We start from the raw sequence: 15168 nt of genomic DNA on the forward strand, positions 1-15168 counted from the left end.
GGTGAGCAAAAAGCCCACCTTTTATTTAACTAATTCCAGTGAGAAGTTATTCAATCACGGGAGCGATTAACTCACGTCTTTCACCGGAAATAACTTTCACCTTACCTTCCTCATCGATATCGACCATGGCCGTATCCCCATCAGAAACCCGTCCTGAGAGAATTTCCTCAGCCAGAACATCTTCCAACAGACGCATAATCGCACGACGCAAGGGACGAGCGCCGTAGGCCGGATTATAACCCTCCTCGATCAAGCGTTCTTTAAACTTATCGGTGACAGACAAAGTAATATTTTGTTCTGTCAGACGTTTAAACACATCCTTGAGCAGGATTTCGGCGATTTCCTTGACTTCTTCCTTATTGAGTTGACGGAAGACAATAATCTCATCGAGACGGTTGAGGAATTCTGGACGGAAATACTGTTTTAATTCCTCATTAACCAGCGATCGAATGCGATTATACTGGGCCTCGGCTTGATTATCGGCAAACTCGAAACCTAAACCACCGCCACCCTTCTCGATCACTTTAGAACCGATGTTCGAGGTCATGATCAACAGGGTATTTTTAAAGTCCACCGTGCGACCTTTGGCATCGGTCAAACGTCCATCTTCAAGGATTTGCAGAAGCATATTGAAGACATCGGGGTGAGCCTTTTCGATTTCGTCGAATAGCACCACCGTATAAGGACGACGACGCACCGCTTCCGTTAATTGTCCCCCTTCGTTGTAACCAACGTAACCCGGAGGCGAACCGATTAACTTAGAAACCGTGTGCCGTTCCATGTATTCCGACATATCGAGACGGATCATCGCATCTTCCGAACCGAAGAAATAAGCGGCCAGAGCCTTAGTTAACTCGGTTTTACCTACCCCCGTTGGACCAGAGAAGATAAAGGAAGCAATGGGACGGTTGGGATTTTTTAGACCGACGCGAGCGCGACGAATGGCGCGAGACACCGCTTTAACTGCGTCCTCTTGACCGATGAGACGCTGATGTAGGGTATCTTCCATGTGCAGCAGTTTCTCGGATTCGGTTTCGGTCAGTTTATTGACGGGAACCCCAGTCCAAGAAGCGACGATGTGAGCGATTTCCTCCGCATCCACAAAGGGTTCATCGTTGCCATCTTCGCCTTTTTTGGTGGAAGCGAGATTCCGGATCTGGGTTTTGATTTCCATTTCCCGATCACGCAATTCCCCAGCTTTCTCGAAGTCTTGACCGCGCACCGCGTCATCTTTTTGTTTGAGAATTTGCCGCAGTTCTTTGTCTAATTCCTTGGCTGCTGGGGGCAATTGGGAATTAATCAAGCGCACTCTCGAACCAGCTTCATCGATTAAATCGATCGCCTTGTCCGGTAAAAAGCGATCGCTAATGTAGCGATCGGACAATTTCGCCGCCGCTTCCAGGGCCTCATCTAAGATTTTTAATTTATGGTGCTGTTCGTAGCGTTCCCGGAGACCGTAGAGAATTTCGATCGTTTCTTCTACGGAGGGTTCACCGACCATAACCGGTTGAAAACGTCTTTCTAGAGCCGCATCCCGTTCGATATGTTTGCGATACTCATCCAAGGTCGTCGCGCCGATACATTGCAGTTCTCCCCGGGCCAAAGCCGGTTTGAGGATATTGGCCGCATCGATCGCCCCTTCGGCTGCCCCGGCACCGATGAGAGTGTGAACTTCATCGATTACAAGGATGACGTTACCCGCTTGGCGAATTTCGTCCATGATTTTTTTGAGGCGTTCCTCAAATTCGCCGCGATATTTGGTTCCCGCCACTAACAAGCCGATATCGAGGGTGACAACCCGTTTTTCTTCGAGAATGTCGGGAATATCTTTGTTGGCGATGCGTTGGGCCAATCCTTCTGCGATCGCTGTTTTACCGACCCCCGGTTCCCCGATCAGGACTGGGTTATTTTTGGTACGACGACCGAGAATTTGGATAACGCGCTCGATTTCCTTTTGTCGGCCGACCACGGGATCGAGTTTACCCTCGCTGGCCATTTGGGTGAGATTGGAACCGAATTCATCAAGAGTGGGGGTTTTAGTGCGACCTTGGGAAGATGAACCGGCGGCCACTTCGGCGGTTTCCCCTAACATTCTGATTACTTGGGTGCGAACTTTCGAGAGATCCACGCCGAGATTTTCCAGAACCCTAGCGGCCACACCTTCCCCTTCGCGAATTAGTCCTAAAAGGAGGTGTTCTGTGCCAATATAGTTATGGCCCAGTTGACGGGCTTCTTCGAGGGAGAGTTCTAAAACTCTTTTGGCTCTGGGGGTGAAGGGAATTTCCACGGCTACGAATCCGGAACCGCGACCGATGATTTTCTCCACCTCCACGCGCGCATCTTTGAGATTGACACCCATGGACTTGAGGACTTTGGCGGCAACTCCCGTTCCCTCTCCAATTAGTCCTAGTAAAATCTGCTCTGTTCCCACGAAGTTATGGCCAAGGCGGCGGGCTTCTTCTTGGGCGAGCATGATTACTTTAATGGCTTTTTCCGTAAATCTTTCAAACATAGCCTATCCATCACCTACACAAGCGACCCTAGATATGCTGATTTTAGCACGGCTTTTTAGTTTAGCCGTCTTTCAGTGATCAGTTATTGGGGAGCGGCTATTAGTTATAGTGGTTGTAGCTCTGAAGATTTTTTCTGGGGTCAATGGCTCTTAGCTGACTTGCGGAGATGCCCAGAATCTCCCGGATTATGGTTTTAGCCCCCCGGAAACCTGCCGATACATTGTTCACCGTTGCATAATCCCCTAGGGTCGTGGTCATCCCCATCCCTCGATCGCTTGACTATCGATCGCCCATTTTCAGGTCAAAACTCGAAGTATAAGCAGATTAAATATTACTACCTATTGACAAATTAGTATATGTGTTGTATATCGGGGTAATATGCAGAAAGTTGACCCATATCGTTGCTCTGGAAATTGTTATGCAGAAAGTTGACCTATAATATGTAGTTAGACAGAATAAAATAAGCTATTTAAATATGTTCGGTAAATAAGTACATGAATATCAGTGCGTCCATCATCGACCAACGCTTAGTATCAGTTAGCAACGACATTCGTCAAAAAGCTTCTGAAGAACTACGAATCACAGATGAAGGCCGGCTTAAGTCTTTGGCTTTTGTATATCTGTGCGTTAAAACCATTTTAGATTTAGATGGAGATGATGTTTTTGATTGCTTAACAGAAGGAGGTGGTGACTTTGGAGTAGATGCTATACATATCTCAGAAGAATATGACGGTGAATTTACAGTTAGTTTATTTCAGGCAAAATATAAGAACAACCTAGAAGGAAAATCTGAATTTCCTGAAGGAGGTATAGAAAGTTTAATAAACGCAATTAATTACTTATTTAATCCAGCAGCTAAACTAGAACATATTAATCAACGACTGCTTGTGAAAGTGGAAGAAGCTCGTAGCCTAATCCGAGATGGCTATATTCCCCAAGTTCGGACAATAGCTTGCAACAATGGGCGGAAATGGAATTTATCTGCTCAAGAGGCTATTGACCGTACTGAGTTTGGAGATCAGGTGACATGGGAATATGTTAATCACGAGCGTTTAGTCAAAATTCTTCAAGCTTCTAAACCCGTAAAAGATACTTTGCAGCTAAGTGGCAAAGCTATTGTGGAAGATATGGAGTTTAGCCGAGTACTGTTGGGTAGAATTTCGGTGACAGAAATTGCCACACTTATAGATCGACATGGAGAACGTTTATTAGAGCGCAATATTCGTCGCTACTTGGGTTTACAAGGAAATCGCGTCAATGAGGGTATCCGTCATACTTTAACTAGCGATGAAAAAAACAATTTTTACTTTTATAATAACGGAGTCACGTTGACTTGTGATAGTTTCTCATACAACGCATTGCAACATGGTGATTACAAAGTGCGTGTTGATAATTTACAAATCATTAACGGTGGTCAAACATGTATGACCATATTTAAAACCTTGCAACAACCCGATTTAATTCATCAAAATGCCCAAGCTTTTGTTCTTTTAAGACTCTATCAATTGCCTAGTGAAAATGAAAGTTTAGTTCAAAGAATTACCTACGCAACCAATAGCCAAAATCCAGTAGATCTCAAAGATTTACGTGCTAATGATGAGCGCCAGAAAAGATTGGAATTGGATATTCAGGAATTAGGATTTAACTACAGGTTTAAACGTTCCGATACTAGCATTCGATCTATTGATATTACTTCAGGAGTAGCCGCTGAGGCAGTATTATCCGTCTGGCGAAGAAAACCTCATCAAGCAAAGTTTTTCTCTCGTGAACATTTTGGGAAACTGTATGATACAATCTTTACTGACCAATTAAATGGAGCGCAAATCGTAATAGCTGTTCAGCTTTACAGAATTGCAGAAAACCGCCGCAAAAGACCTGAGTCTACTGACCCAGATTTTGTCCGCTATGCTTCCTGCTTTATTGCAATGCAGATGGGACAAAAACTTTTGGCTGATATGAAAGTTCAGATGAAAGATATTAGTCATCAAAATTTTCAATCAGCCCAAATGCTTATTGATCAAAATGGGGAGAGTTACTTTAATGCTTCATTACAGGATATTAAACAGGCACTTCAGGATCTTTATGGAGAACAAGAGATTTCCTTGCAGCAGCTATCTGCAACATTTCGACGTGGTGATTTAATAAGTAGACTTCAATGAATCAAATCGGTTCAATAATTCGACTTCTTTTCTTGCAAACTCGCTTAACCTAACTTCACCGTTAGCTGAAATATTGGTGAATTTTCAAAGTTGCCTGTTGCTGTGTAACTTCACAGATTAATATAGTGCGATGCCAAAGGCACTGCGTAGCAGAGCGCAATCTTGTAGGGTGCGTTCCCTAAAACAACTTCTACCGCTCCACCAATAGATTTTTGGGGAACGCACCATGCACATTGATTGAAACTGTGAGTCTAAGTGCGATGCCGCTCTTGTGGACCCAGTTGGGGAATGTTAGCGAAGATTCCCAATGTTTAGGTTAAAATAGAAGGGCAAAAGTTGCAACGGGGTCAGGACAATGACAGTTAATCAACTCCGCTACAGCAAAGAAGAATTCGCCCGACGTGGTAATGAGATTTATCAATCTCAGGTGCGCCCCCAAGTCGAGGAGGGCAATCATGGGAAGATTGTAGCCATAGATATCGAAACAGGTGCTTTTGAGCTTGCCAATGACACAATAACTGCTTCTAATCGATTGCTTGAACGAAACCCTGATGCTCAAATCTGGCGTGTCCGAATTGGAAATAAAGGCGTTCACCGCTTTGGCGTAGGTCGTCTGCTTTAACTTTATGATGAACGGAATTGTTGATCAAAACTGCGAGGCAACGCTTCGGTTAGTCGTAAGCAATGAGAGTAAACAGAGGCAGGTAATTGATGCTGTTATTGATACAGGGTTCACAGGCTTTTTGACCTTACCTCTGACAGTAATCAGTTATCATTAAGAAAACGCTGGATCGTTAACCTAACAGAATTAACCCCACAATCCCACCCGAAAAGCTTGAAAAACAGGGAACCGGTTATGCCAACCACCTACGATTGCGATTTAATTCTCTGGGCCCGGGATACGGCTCAACTTTTGCGGGAACAACGCTGGGATGCCATTGACTGGGAGCATTTAATCGAGGAAATCGAGGATTTGGGGAAAAGTGAACGCAGTGCGATTGGTTCTCAAATGGAGCGAATTTTGCTTCATCTGCTCAAGTGGCAATATCAACCCCAACGGCACTCCGATAGTTGGCTGGATTCCATCAATGATGGGCGATCGCAAATTCGTCGCAAATTAGAGGATAGTCCCAGTTTACGCGGTTATCCCGCGCAAATTTTGGATAAGGAATATACCAGAGCGCGTCGAGAAGCCGCCAGACAAACGGGTTTAATCCTTAGCATTTTTCCAGAGTTTTGTCCCTATACTATCGCGCAGGTGATCGAAGATTGGTTGCCCCAGTGATAGCCTTGATTAAAGGTTAAATAATATCAGCCAGACCGGGAAACTATCTGATCAAATTAGTCCCCCCAGAGAACCTCCTTGAGCCACATAGCACATTTTTCTTTTTTTGTCAAATTTTATGTTAAGAAAGATGTAACTAATGGATAGGGGGATGACCAAAGATTAACCGTCTTCGTATTCGGGGATTCTTTCCTTTTTCTTCTCGGTGATATTGATGCGGGGGGGATTGTAATCTGGTTCCACGTCATCATCCCACATATCATCCTCGGCCTTATCTTCGTAATCGTCGTACTGAGGACGAGAAAAGCTTTCTGCGCGTTCTGAGCGCGCTTCTCCCCAGTTATCTTCTTCTTCCTCGTATTCTTCCTCATAATAACGAGCTTCGGCCCGTTTTTGCGGTGGGGGAGTGGCACGCAGGGGTTCTTTTTCCCATTCGTCTTCACTCCAGCGTTCTTCAACGGGTTTAGCGGCCTCCACGGGGGTGCGGAGGGGAATGCCCGTACCTAACTGATTTTCTGGACGAGCAGCGGGGGTATAATAAGCTTCTTCTTCTTCTCTTTCCCAGGGGGGACGACCAATACCCAAACGTTCCAAAACCCCCACACTAACTTGGGTGAGACGTTCCTCGGCCCCTTCAAAGACGATTAAGCGATTCGGACCGCTGCTAACCACTTCTTCAATGGAAATTTCGTAGGTACTGATCAATTGTTCGGGGATCAGAGGCAATCCCAGGGAAGCGATGATAATGGAATGTAATTGACCACTAAGGGGATCAAATTGATAATCGCGGACTTTGCCTAAAGGTTCGCCGGTTTCCGTGATCACGTCACTACCGATTAAGGGAGTATAAGCATCGATATCGACGGATTCCAAGACGTTATCATCTTCAACGAGAACCACGTCTCCCGTCTGACTGATACTCGATAAATACATATATTGAGGCATTCCCGACAGGGAGAGGATATTATCGCGGAGTCCCAGGGCAACCACTTCTCGTTGATCGATATCTACTAGGATATCTTTAACAACGCCGAGTTTTTTGCCTGTATTGCGAGTGATAACCTGTGTATTTAAAAATTCTGAACGTAAGCGACTATTCTCTGTGATCATTTTTTCCTATGGGTAGGCGTTAGGTCGTGGGAATACGAATTATTGTAGGCTTAATATATAGGGCGAGATCGGGGGTTAATTTACCGATATTAGCTTAGATCTTAAAGTTCCCTGAGATTAACACTTTTTTTGGCCTTGTTTGGGCGATAGTTTGGGGTGATAGATAGGGTTAAACCCATTTTAGCTAATTCTTTACATTTTTTTAGTAACAACAAAGCAGGAGCTAGAGAGAAACTCCCTAGGCTCCTGCTGTCTAGATTCTGATTACATAGTTAAAGACTGCACCTCAGTTTCGATCAGTTTCGCTAAGTCTTGCAGGAAGGAGGCCGCATCGGCCCCGTAGATGACTCGGTGGTCACTGGTGAGATTAACCGTCATCTGTTTTTGCACTCCGAATAAACCATCTTTATTGACGACGATTTGGGGACGGGAAGCACCCACGGCTAGGATTGCGCCTTGGTTGGGGGGTAAGATAGCGGTAAAGCGATCGACTCCGAACATTCCCAGATTAGAAATGGTAAAAGTACCGCTATTATATTCTTCTGGTTGCAGTTGTTTACTGCGGGCGCGATCAACTAAATCTTTCCAACTGCGGGAGAGGGAATAGATATCCATCTGGTTAGCAGAGCGCAAAACCGGCGTAATTAAGCCACCATCGGGCATAGCCACGGCTACGGCCACGTTAATCGCCCCGTGGTATTGAATTCCTGCGTCGCTATAGCAGGCATTAACTATAGGATGTTTAGCGAGGGTGTTGGCCACCGCTTTTGCTAACAGGGCCGTCATGGTGACACCCTTGGATTTTAGCTGTTGATAGAGTTGATCCAGTGGGTCGGTGGTGATAGTGTAGCCCACTTGGAAGGTGGGAACCTGTAGGCTAACCGACATATTCTGGGCAACGGCTTTTTGCAGAGTGGTGAGGGGAACAGTCCGACCGACCGGGGCGCTGGTTGGAATCGGGGCTTTAGGAGCCGCTACAGGCACGCTGACGGGTTGCGGGGGAGTAATGACGGGAGCGGGGGCGGTGCTGACTTTTCCTGTCGCTTTTTCTACGTCTTCGGCGGTAATTCGTCCGTGGGGACCGCTACCCACTAGGGTTTTCATATCTACCTTTAATTCTTTAGCCAGTTTTTTGGCCCTGGGAGAGGCGACTAAACGACCATTATCTTTAACGGCGGCGACGGGGATCGAAACGGGAGGCGGAGCGATTTCTGGGGTTTCTACGGGCTTGCTAGGGGCGACTGCGGCGGTTTTTCCCTGAGCTTTGGCCAGTTCAATTTCCTCTTCAGTTTCGGCAATATAGGCGATCGCTTCCCCCACGGGCGCTTCTTGGCCAGCTTCGACTAAAATTACAGCGAGATAGCCATCATAAAACGATTCCACGTCCATGTCGGCTTTGTCGGATTCGACCACTAACACCGTTTCCCCTTTGCTGACTTTTTCCCCGGGGGACTTCACCCAAGAAACTATTTTTCCTTCGGTCATGGTGGAACTGAGCGCGGGCATGAAGATATCTCGAATCATGGTGGAGTGCTTCTATCTCTAATGTTTTGAGCCATAGGGCATTTTACCACAGTTGATGGGGTTGGGGGTGTGGGGAAGTGGGGTGTGGGAATTATAAATTATGAATTATGAATTATGAATTGGGGTGTGGGGTGTGGGGAGAATAAATAAAATAATCTCCTATCTCCTGACTTCTGACTCCTGACGACCGCCTCCTGACTCCTGACTCCCGAATACTGATAACTGGTGACAGAGAGAAAAAGAGAAGGGAAAACGGCCCCTTCTCTGCCGTATCTAGACAAAAATTGTTCTAGTTGCCAATATGGACGGGTTGTGCTTGCAGAGATTCGACTAAACCGCGCACGGCTGCCACCATAGCTACTTCATTATCCAATTGATTGATCGCCGAACCAACACCGATACCGGCCGCTCCAGCAGCGATCGCCATAGGAGCGGTGACAATCGATAAACCGGAAGCGCAGAGGACGGGAACCTTCACCGCGTGGGAAATAGCGTGGGCTGCCGCTAAAGTCGGGGCAGCTTTTTCAATCAGTCCCAAAATACCGGCGTGACGGGGTTGACTGCTAGTGCCGCCTTCGGTTTGAATAATATCGGCACCCTGACTAACTAAAGCTTCCGCTAGTCTCACCTGTTCATCGAGGGGTAGGAAATGGGGAACTGTCACAGACAGGGTAATTTCGGGCAGTAAGTCGCGAGTTTGACGGGTGAGGGCTAAAACTTCCGCCGCTTCAAAAATGCGTCCTTGGGCATAAAAACTATCGAAATTACCAATCTCAATTAAATCGGCTCCCGCGTCCACTGCCATCACCAACAATTCTGGCTCGACGGCCGATACACAGACGGGCAAATTTGTCAAGGCTTTTACCGCCCGAATTAGGTCAGCATTAGCGGCAATATCGACAAAAGTTGCTCCTCCGGCTGTAGCGGCTTTAACTACTGAGAGAACCTGCGAGCGATCGAAATTATTTAACCCACTGATCACTTTCAGGGCATGACGACGGGCGAAGGCTTGCTGTAAGGCAAAATTGATCATTAATCTACACCTATCTGGAATTCTCAAAAAACATTTTCCCACCTTCTCGCCGATAAGAGGGTGGGATTTGAGAATTCTTAGGGAAATTTTCTTTAATTTAGGTGTTGATTCTCTTGGTTTTTGCGCTTGAGGTTTTGCAGTTGTTGTAGCAGTACCTCGATTTCCGCTTCTAGATGCAGGTATTTCACCTGTTGGTCAGCTTGGTAGGTGGTGCGAATCTGTTTCATGGCGGAGGATTCCTTAGTTAGTACAGTTGTCATAGCGGTATCTATAGAGTGCTGATTATGTTTAATTGTTTCAATTTGTATATAGTACCTTAACAATGTCTTAAAGAAAACCTTTTTATGGTAGTTTCTCAACTGGCACAGGATGAAAGAGGGGAAAAATTCTTGCAACCAAAGGGATCGGAGTGCGATATACTCAGTCGCGAACGATATTGGCAAGCATGACCATGGTAGCGGTAGCAATTTTAGCGGCGGGTAAGGGAACCCGAATGAAGTCCAGCCTTCCAAAAGTTTTACATCCCCTCGGCAGTCGATCGCTAGTGGAACGGGTGCTTAATGTCAGCGAATCCTTACATCCCAGGCGAAAACTGGTGATTATCGGTTATCAGGGAGAACAGGTGCGAAATACTCTACAGCATCTTGAGGATATCGAATTTGTCGAACAAAAGGAACAGTTAGGCACTGGCCATGCTATTCAGCAGTTAATCCCCCATTTAGAGGACTTTCAGGGGGATTTGTTGGTCTTAAATGGTGATGTTCCCCTGTTGCGTCCCGAAACCTTGCAAAATCTTCTCCAGATTCATAAAAACCATGGTAACGCTGCCACCCTCTTAACTGCTAACCTCCCTAACCCGAAAGGTTACGGTCGAGTTTTTTGTGATGGCAATAATCTCGTTAAGCAGATTGTGGAAGAAAGAGACTGTACCGATGCCCAACGACAAAACCACCGGGTTAATGGGGGTATATACTGCTTTAATTGGTCAAAATTAGCGGTGATACTGCCTAATTTAACGCCCAATAACGATCAGGGTGAATATTACCTCACGGATGTGGTCAATTTTCTCGATCCTGTCATGGCTGTGGATGTGGAGGACTGTTTAGAAATTAGCGGCATTAACGATCGCAAACAATTGGCCGCCGCCTATGATATCCTGCAAACTAGAGTCAAAGATGATTGGATGGCCGCCGGAGTCACCATAATTGACCCCGATAGTGTCACCATTGAGGATACTGTCACCCTCAGTGCCGATGTGATTATTGAACCCCAAACCCATCTGCGCGGTGAGACGATAATCGCTTCTGGTTGTCGTATAGGTCCGGGGAGTTTAATCGAAAATAGTCGCATAGGCAGCGATGTAACCGTCTTATTTTCGGTTATTTCTGATAGTCAGGTGGATTCTGGTTGTCGCATCGGTCCCTATGCTCATTTGCGCGGAGAAGCGAAAATTGGGGCTAATTGTCGAGTCGGTAATTTTGTTGAAATTAAAAAAAGTGACATCGGCAATAAAACCAATATTGCTCATTTATCCTATCTGGGAGATGCCACTTTAGGGGAAAAAGTGAACGTGGGTGCGGGAACAATTACTGCTAATTACGATGGGGTGAAAAAACACCAAACTATGATCGGCAGTGGCACAAAAACCGGGGCAAATAGTGTTCTAGTAGCTCCTCTAGAATTAGGAAAAAATGTCACCGTGGCTGCGGGTTCTACAATTACTATCAATGTCCCCGATAATGCTTTAGTTATTGCTCGTGAACGTCAGTGTGTGATCGAAAATTGGTCAAATTAGTTTCAGTAGGTTATGGCAGTTATCAGTTATCAGTTATCAGTTCACTGTTTACTGTTCACTGATGCTGATTAAGGCGTTAAATTTGCGGGATGAAGCATGAAATGCTATAAAAATCTCAGTCCTCCCTATAGAAAAGAGTAGAAACTTTATGGCACGCACCGAGTCCACAATGTTAGATTTGGGGACAAAAGCTCCCAGTTTTGCCTTACCCGATGTGGTTTCGGGTGAAACTATCTCTCTGGACAGCTTTGCGGCTAAAACCGCTCTGTTAGTCATCTTCCTCTGTGAACATTGTCCCTTTGTTAAACACATTCAAGAAGAACTTACCCGTCTAGGTCGCGATTATGCTAACACCAATCTGGGCATCCTAGCCATTAGTTCTAATGACGTGGAAAAATATCCCGATGATTCGCCCGCAAATTTGAAAAAAATGGCGATAACTCTTGACTTTAAATTCAATTTATGCTATGACGAAAGCCAAGAAGTGGCGAAAGCTTACACGGCAGCCTGTACTCCCGATTTTTTCCTCTTTGATAGTCAGCGCATTCTAGTCTATCGCGGTCAATTAGATGATAGTCGTCCTAGTAATGGCGTACCGGTGACAGGCAAAGATCTGCGCGCTGCTATTGACAAGGTTTTAGCCGGTCAACCGGTGCCGACGGACCAAAAACCCAGTTTAGGCTGTAATATCAAATGGAAACCGGGTAATGAGCCACCCTATTACGGTTAATTAACCAAGGGTGTAGGGTGTAGGGTATAGGGTGTGGGGAGAATAAATAAAATAATCTCCTAACTCCTATCTCCTGAAGACCGACTCCTAACTCCTAACCCCACCAACAAGCTTTTTGCCGCAAATCCTACTTATGAGACTATTTCAATAGCGTAACCGATTGCTGTGCTAATAGGGCAGTACCATAGGCAGCTTGATCCCGTTGAGATAAAAGTACGGGAACCCCTAAATGACGCTGACGAATTATTCTCCAAGTCGGATTTTTTGCCCCACCACCCGCACTATAAACTCGCTGTAATTTATTGGCTCCCAATTCCTGTAAACGCTGATAACCTAAAGCTTCAATGCGGGCAATACTTTCTAGTAAACCATGCAAAAATTCTAGAGGATTATCGGGTCGGGGAGTCAGTTTTGCGGGTAAAAAAGGATCATTAATGGGAAAGCGCTCACCCGCTTTTAGTAGAGGATAATAATCTAAATTACTTTCTTTTTGTCCATCTATTGCTAAACTATAATTTCTCAATTCTTCATGAGAAAAAAACTTCTTTAACACTGCTCCCCCCGTATTAGATGCGCCACCAGTTAACCACAAATTTCCTAAGCGATGACTATAGATGCCATAGTTACTATCATCAACTTTCTGGCTACTTAATAATTTTAAAACTAAAGTTGAACCTAAAGATGTCACCCCATCCCCTAAAGAATTAGCACCACTGGCTAAAAATGCCGCTATACTGTCGGTGGTTCCCGTATAAATTAAACAATCTTTCGGGATAGCAAAACGAGTCACTAAATCCGGTTTAATAGTATCGATCGCTGTACCCGGGGTAAAAATTTGCGGTAGTAAATTAAACATCGGTAAATTCTCTAACCAATCGGGATAACAGAGATTTTCGAGATCATAACCTAACTTTAAGGCATTGTGATAATCACTAATTCCCAGTTTACCGTGCAGGAGAAATGCTAACCAATCCGCTTGCGAGAGAAAATAACGCGCTTGGGAAAAAATTTCTTGCTGACTCCACCAAAGTAATTTGGCTAAACTAGAGGTGGCACTAATCACGGGATGGTGAGGGGGTGCTATAGCTTTAATTGCGTCTAAAAATGCAATTCCTCGCCCGTCATTGTATAATATCGCCTCAGAAAGAGGATTACCCCAATTATCACATAATAACACCGTCGAGGAAGTACCATTAATAGCGATCGATTTAAGTTCTGAACGCACCGAATCCCCTAGATTATCCAATAAATAAAATAGGGCCTTTTGCCAATCCTGAAAATTGGCATTAGTGAAGGGATAATGAACCTCAGCGACGATATTTTTGCTAGAATCAATAGCAATCGCTCGCGCTCCCGATGTGCCAAAATCAATACCTAAAGATAAACCCATAGATGTCTTCACAACCCCCTCATTCCGGCTACCATTGGGATGGTATCACTCCCCGATTTTTTGAAGGTTGGTACTTCCGAGTCATGATTCCGCAATTAGCCGACGGATTTGCCTTTATGTATTCTATTCAAGATCCGAGGGGCGGTCAAGTCAATAGCGGCGGAGCAGTGCAAATTTTAGCCATAGAATCTGATTATCTTTGTCGCACTTTTCCCGATACGGATAAATTTTGGGCAAGTCGTCAGCAATTAGCCATTATCCATTGGGGAAAAACTAACTTAAAAATCCGTCCCTGTCTGCTTTCCCCGTCAGATTTTTTTGAGTCTATTCGAGAAGGTTATCAAGCAACGGCACACCAGCAGCAAGGACGAATTTATGATCCTGTCACCGGAGAAATCTGTCAATGGGATTATTGCGTTGAAACTAGGTACAGTTGGGGAGATAAAAAGCGTCCACCCCAAGCAACGGCAGGAATATTATCTTATTTACCGATTTTTGACCCAGGTTGGCAGATTTTAACTGCTCATGGTTTAGCAACGGGAATGATTACCTATGGGGGAAAAAATTACCGATTTGAGAATGTACCTTTTTATAGCGAGAAAAATTGGGGCTATTCTTTCCCGGAAAAGTGGTTTTGGATTAATTGTAATGCTTTCCCTGAAAATCCCGATTTAACCTTAACCGCAGTGGGTGCTACCCGGAAAGTTCTCCACTGGACAGAATCGGTGGGAATTATCGGTATTCACTGGCAAAATCGCTTTTATAAGTTTGATATCTGGAATTCTCAACTAACTTGGACAGTGCAACCCTGGGGATACTGGGAAATGAGGGCAACTAACGAGAATTATACCATTGTCTTAATCGGGATCAGTGATCATCCTCCCGATCACGTGCGTGTACCCACGGAAAAAGGTCTCTGTTTTGCTTGTCAAGATACTCTCAAAGGTAAATTATCGATAAAATTGGCTGATAGTCTTGGTAAAACCCTTATAAATGCCTCTAGTGGTCTAGCTGGTCTCGAAATTGGCGGTATTTGGCCCTCAGCTTGGATAAAACAGTGATTTAAATCACCATTGAGACGCGATAATATCACCCTATTTTTGGTCGATCGGTATTAAGATCGAGTCAGTTTTTGATCGCTAAAAACTTATTTCATGAACCAACCTTCTTTCAATTTGATCGAGCAATTAGTGATAGCAGAAGTGCAGGAACAATTAAGGAATTTACCTGCTTCTTTTCGCAAATATCCCTCGGAGATTAAAATCGATCGAGTTATTAATAATGCTATCCAACTTCTGCCGCGCAGTTTCAAAACTTTGGCAGAGAAATATCACGATCCCCACACCCGAAGATTAAGAATAAGAATTGCTGTAGAAAGAGCAATCACTGATATGCTCGATGACCTAAAATTCTATTATGTGGTGCAGACAGAAGTGGAGGATGAAGAAAACATTCCCACGGAACTCTATGCTAAAAAGTGAGATAGCAGTTATCTGGCTGCATCTCAGTTTTGTCTGAGATGCACTTTCTAGATTCTCCAGAAAGTGCTAGATTTACCAGCTAATTACTTTAACCGTTTCCTTAAATAAATTTACTTCTAGGGAATCGGGGGAACTTGTCACCACACCG

At 44.8% G+C, this 15168-nt stretch carries 13 protein-coding genes and 1 pseudogene; 8 read left to right on the top strand and 6 right to left on the bottom strand.

Annotation, left to right across the window (positions count from 1 at the left end):
- Positions 1–46: 46 nt before the first annotated feature.
- Positions 47–2512 carry an ATP-dependent Clp protease ATP-binding subunit gene (locus N0824_RS17155; RefSeq protein WP_004160623.1) on the bottom strand — a complete coding sequence of 822 codons (2466 nt, stop codon included), beginning with the start codon at positions 2510–2512 and terminating at the stop codon, positions 47–49.
- A gap of 495 nt (positions 2513–3007) precedes the next feature.
- On the opposite strand from N0824_RS17155, the gene N0824_RS17160 reads away from it, so the two are divergent.
- From N0824_RS17160 to N0824_RS17175, 4 genes and pseudogenes are all read left to right on the top strand, one after another.
- Positions 3008–4672, top strand: a complete 1665-nt coding sequence (locus tag N0824_RS17160; RefSeq protein WP_108937629.1) for an AIPR family protein — start codon at positions 3008–3010, stop codon at positions 4670–4672.
- 355 nt (positions 4673–5027) lie between these two features.
- Positions 5028–5294, top strand: a complete 267-nt coding sequence (locus tag N0824_RS17165) for a hypothetical protein (RefSeq protein ID WP_108937630.1) — start codon at positions 5028–5030, stop codon at positions 5292–5294.
- Between the two features lie 4 nt (positions 5295–5298).
- Positions 5299–5442 (top strand): annotated as a pseudogene (locus N0824_RS21790) (clan AA aspartic protease); the annotation flags it as partial.
- Positions 5443–5528: 86 nt separating this feature from the next.
- Positions 5529–5957, top strand: coding sequence for a DUF29 domain-containing protein (locus N0824_RS17175; RefSeq protein ID WP_108937631.1), 429 nt, complete (start codon positions 5529–5531; stop codon positions 5955–5957).
- Positions 5958–6119: 162 nt separating this feature from the next.
- Here N0824_RS17175 and N0824_RS17180 read toward each other — a convergent pair whose 3' ends face one another.
- The 4 genes from N0824_RS17180 to N0824_RS21070 all read right to left on the bottom strand — a co-directional run bounded on the left by N0824_RS17180 (position 6120) and on the right by N0824_RS21070 (position 9884).
- Complete coding sequence (locus tag N0824_RS17180) at positions 6120–7067, bottom strand: PRC-barrel domain-containing protein (protein WP_108937632.1); 948 nt, start codon at positions 7065–7067, stop codon at positions 6120–6122.
- A 264-nt stretch (positions 7068–7331) separates the two neighbouring features.
- Positions 7332–8591 carry a dihydrolipoamide acetyltransferase family protein gene (locus N0824_RS17185; protein ID WP_108937633.1) on the bottom strand — a complete coding sequence of 420 codons (1260 nt, stop codon included), beginning with the start codon at positions 8589–8591 and terminating at the stop codon, positions 7332–7334.
- 289 nt (positions 8592–8880) lie between these two features.
- Positions 8881–9624, bottom strand: coding sequence for a DUF561 domain-containing protein (locus N0824_RS17195; RefSeq protein WP_108937635.1), 744 nt, complete (start codon positions 9622–9624; stop codon positions 8881–8883).
- 92 nt (positions 9625–9716) lie between these two features.
- Positions 9717–9884 (bottom strand): hypothetical protein, encoded by a 168-nt coding sequence (locus N0824_RS21070; protein ID WP_002756735.1) that lies wholly within the window; start codon positions 9882–9884, stop codon positions 9717–9719.
- A 191-nt stretch (positions 9885–10075) separates the two neighbouring features.
- On the opposite strand from N0824_RS21070, the gene glmU reads away from it, so the two are divergent.
- Both glmU and N0824_RS17210 read left to right on the top strand, forming a co-directional pair.
- Positions 10076–11419 (top strand): bifunctional UDP-N-acetylglucosamine diphosphorylase/glucosamine-1-phosphate N-acetyltransferase GlmU, encoded by a 1344-nt coding sequence (glmU, locus tag N0824_RS17205; protein WP_108937658.1) that lies wholly within the window; start codon positions 10076–10078, stop codon positions 11417–11419.
- A gap of 148 nt (positions 11420–11567) precedes the next feature.
- Positions 11568–12149 carry a thioredoxin family protein gene (locus N0824_RS17210; RefSeq protein WP_108937637.1) on the top strand — a complete coding sequence of 194 codons (582 nt, stop codon included), beginning with the start codon at positions 11568–11570 and terminating at the stop codon, positions 12147–12149.
- A 139-nt stretch (positions 12150–12288) separates the two neighbouring features.
- Here N0824_RS17210 and N0824_RS17215 read toward each other — a convergent pair whose 3' ends face one another.
- Complete coding sequence (locus N0824_RS17215; protein ID WP_108937638.1) at positions 12289–13539, bottom strand: FGGY-family carbohydrate kinase; 1251 nt, start codon at positions 13537–13539, stop codon at positions 12289–12291.
- A 2-nt stretch (positions 13540–13541) separates the two neighbouring features.
- Between N0824_RS17215 and N0824_RS17220 the strand changes: the two genes are divergently transcribed.
- Both N0824_RS17220 and N0824_RS17225 read left to right on the top strand, forming a co-directional pair.
- The gene (locus tag N0824_RS17220) at positions 13542–14600 is read left to right on the top strand and encodes a tocopherol cyclase family protein (protein ID WP_108937639.1); all 1059 of its coding nucleotides are present in this window, start codon (positions 13542–13544) and stop codon (positions 14598–14600) included.
- A 93-nt stretch (positions 14601–14693) separates the two neighbouring features.
- Positions 14694–15020, top strand: coding sequence for a hypothetical protein (locus tag N0824_RS17225; protein ID WP_108937640.1), 327 nt, complete (start codon positions 14694–14696; stop codon positions 15018–15020).
- Positions 15021–15168 lie beyond the last annotated feature (148 nt).

This window comes from Microcystis sp. 0824, from assembly GCF_003112475.1.
GTDB lineage: Bacteria > Cyanobacteriota > Cyanobacteriia > Cyanobacteriales > Microcystaceae > Microcystis > Microcystis aeruginosa_C.

Excerpts from the sequence above, each read along its gene's own strand:
- N0824_RS17225 (WP_108937640.1), top strand. The coding sequence starts at position 14,694 with ATGAACCAACCTTCTTTCAATTTGATCGAGCAATTAGTGATAGCAGAA.
- N0824_RS17185 (WP_108937633.1), bottom strand. The coding sequence starts at position 8,591 with ATGATTCGAGATATCTTCATGCCCGCGCTCAGTTCCACCATGACCGAA.
- N0824_RS17155 (WP_004160623.1), bottom strand. The coding sequence starts at position 2,512 with ATGTTTGAAAGATTTACGGAAAAAGCCATTAAAGTAATCATGCTCGCC.
- N0824_RS17160 (WP_108937629.1), top strand. The coding sequence starts at position 3,008 with ATGAATATCAGTGCGTCCATCATCGACCAACGCTTAGTATCAGTTAGC.
- N0824_RS17220 (WP_108937639.1), top strand. The coding sequence starts at position 13,542 with ATGTCTTCACAACCCCCTCATTCCGGCTACCATTGGGATGGTATCACT.
- N0824_RS17210 (WP_108937637.1), top strand. The coding sequence starts at position 11,568 with ATGGCACGCACCGAGTCCACAATGTTAGATTTGGGGACAAAAGCTCCC.
- N0824_RS17175 (WP_108937631.1), top strand. The coding sequence starts at position 5,529 with ATGCCAACCACCTACGATTGCGATTTAATTCTCTGGGCCCGGGATACG.
- N0824_RS17195 (WP_108937635.1), bottom strand. The coding sequence starts at position 9,624 with ATGATCAATTTTGCCTTACAGCAAGCCTTCGCCCGTCGTCATGCCCTG.
- glmU (WP_108937658.1), top strand. The coding sequence starts at position 10,076 with ATGGTAGCGGTAGCAATTTTAGCGGCGGGTAAGGGAACCCGAATGAAG.
- N0824_RS17215 (WP_108937638.1), bottom strand. The coding sequence starts at position 13,539 with ATGGGTTTATCTTTAGGTATTGATTTTGGCACATCGGGAGCGCGAGCG.
- N0824_RS21070 (WP_002756735.1), bottom strand. The coding sequence starts at position 9,884 with ATGACAACTGTACTAACTAAGGAATCCTCCGCCATGAAACAGATTCGC.
- N0824_RS17180 (WP_108937632.1), bottom strand. The coding sequence starts at position 7,067 with ATGATCACAGAGAATAGTCGCTTACGTTCAGAATTTTTAAATACACAG.
- N0824_RS17165 (WP_108937630.1), top strand. The coding sequence starts at position 5,028 with ATGACAGTTAATCAACTCCGCTACAGCAAAGAAGAATTCGCCCGACGT.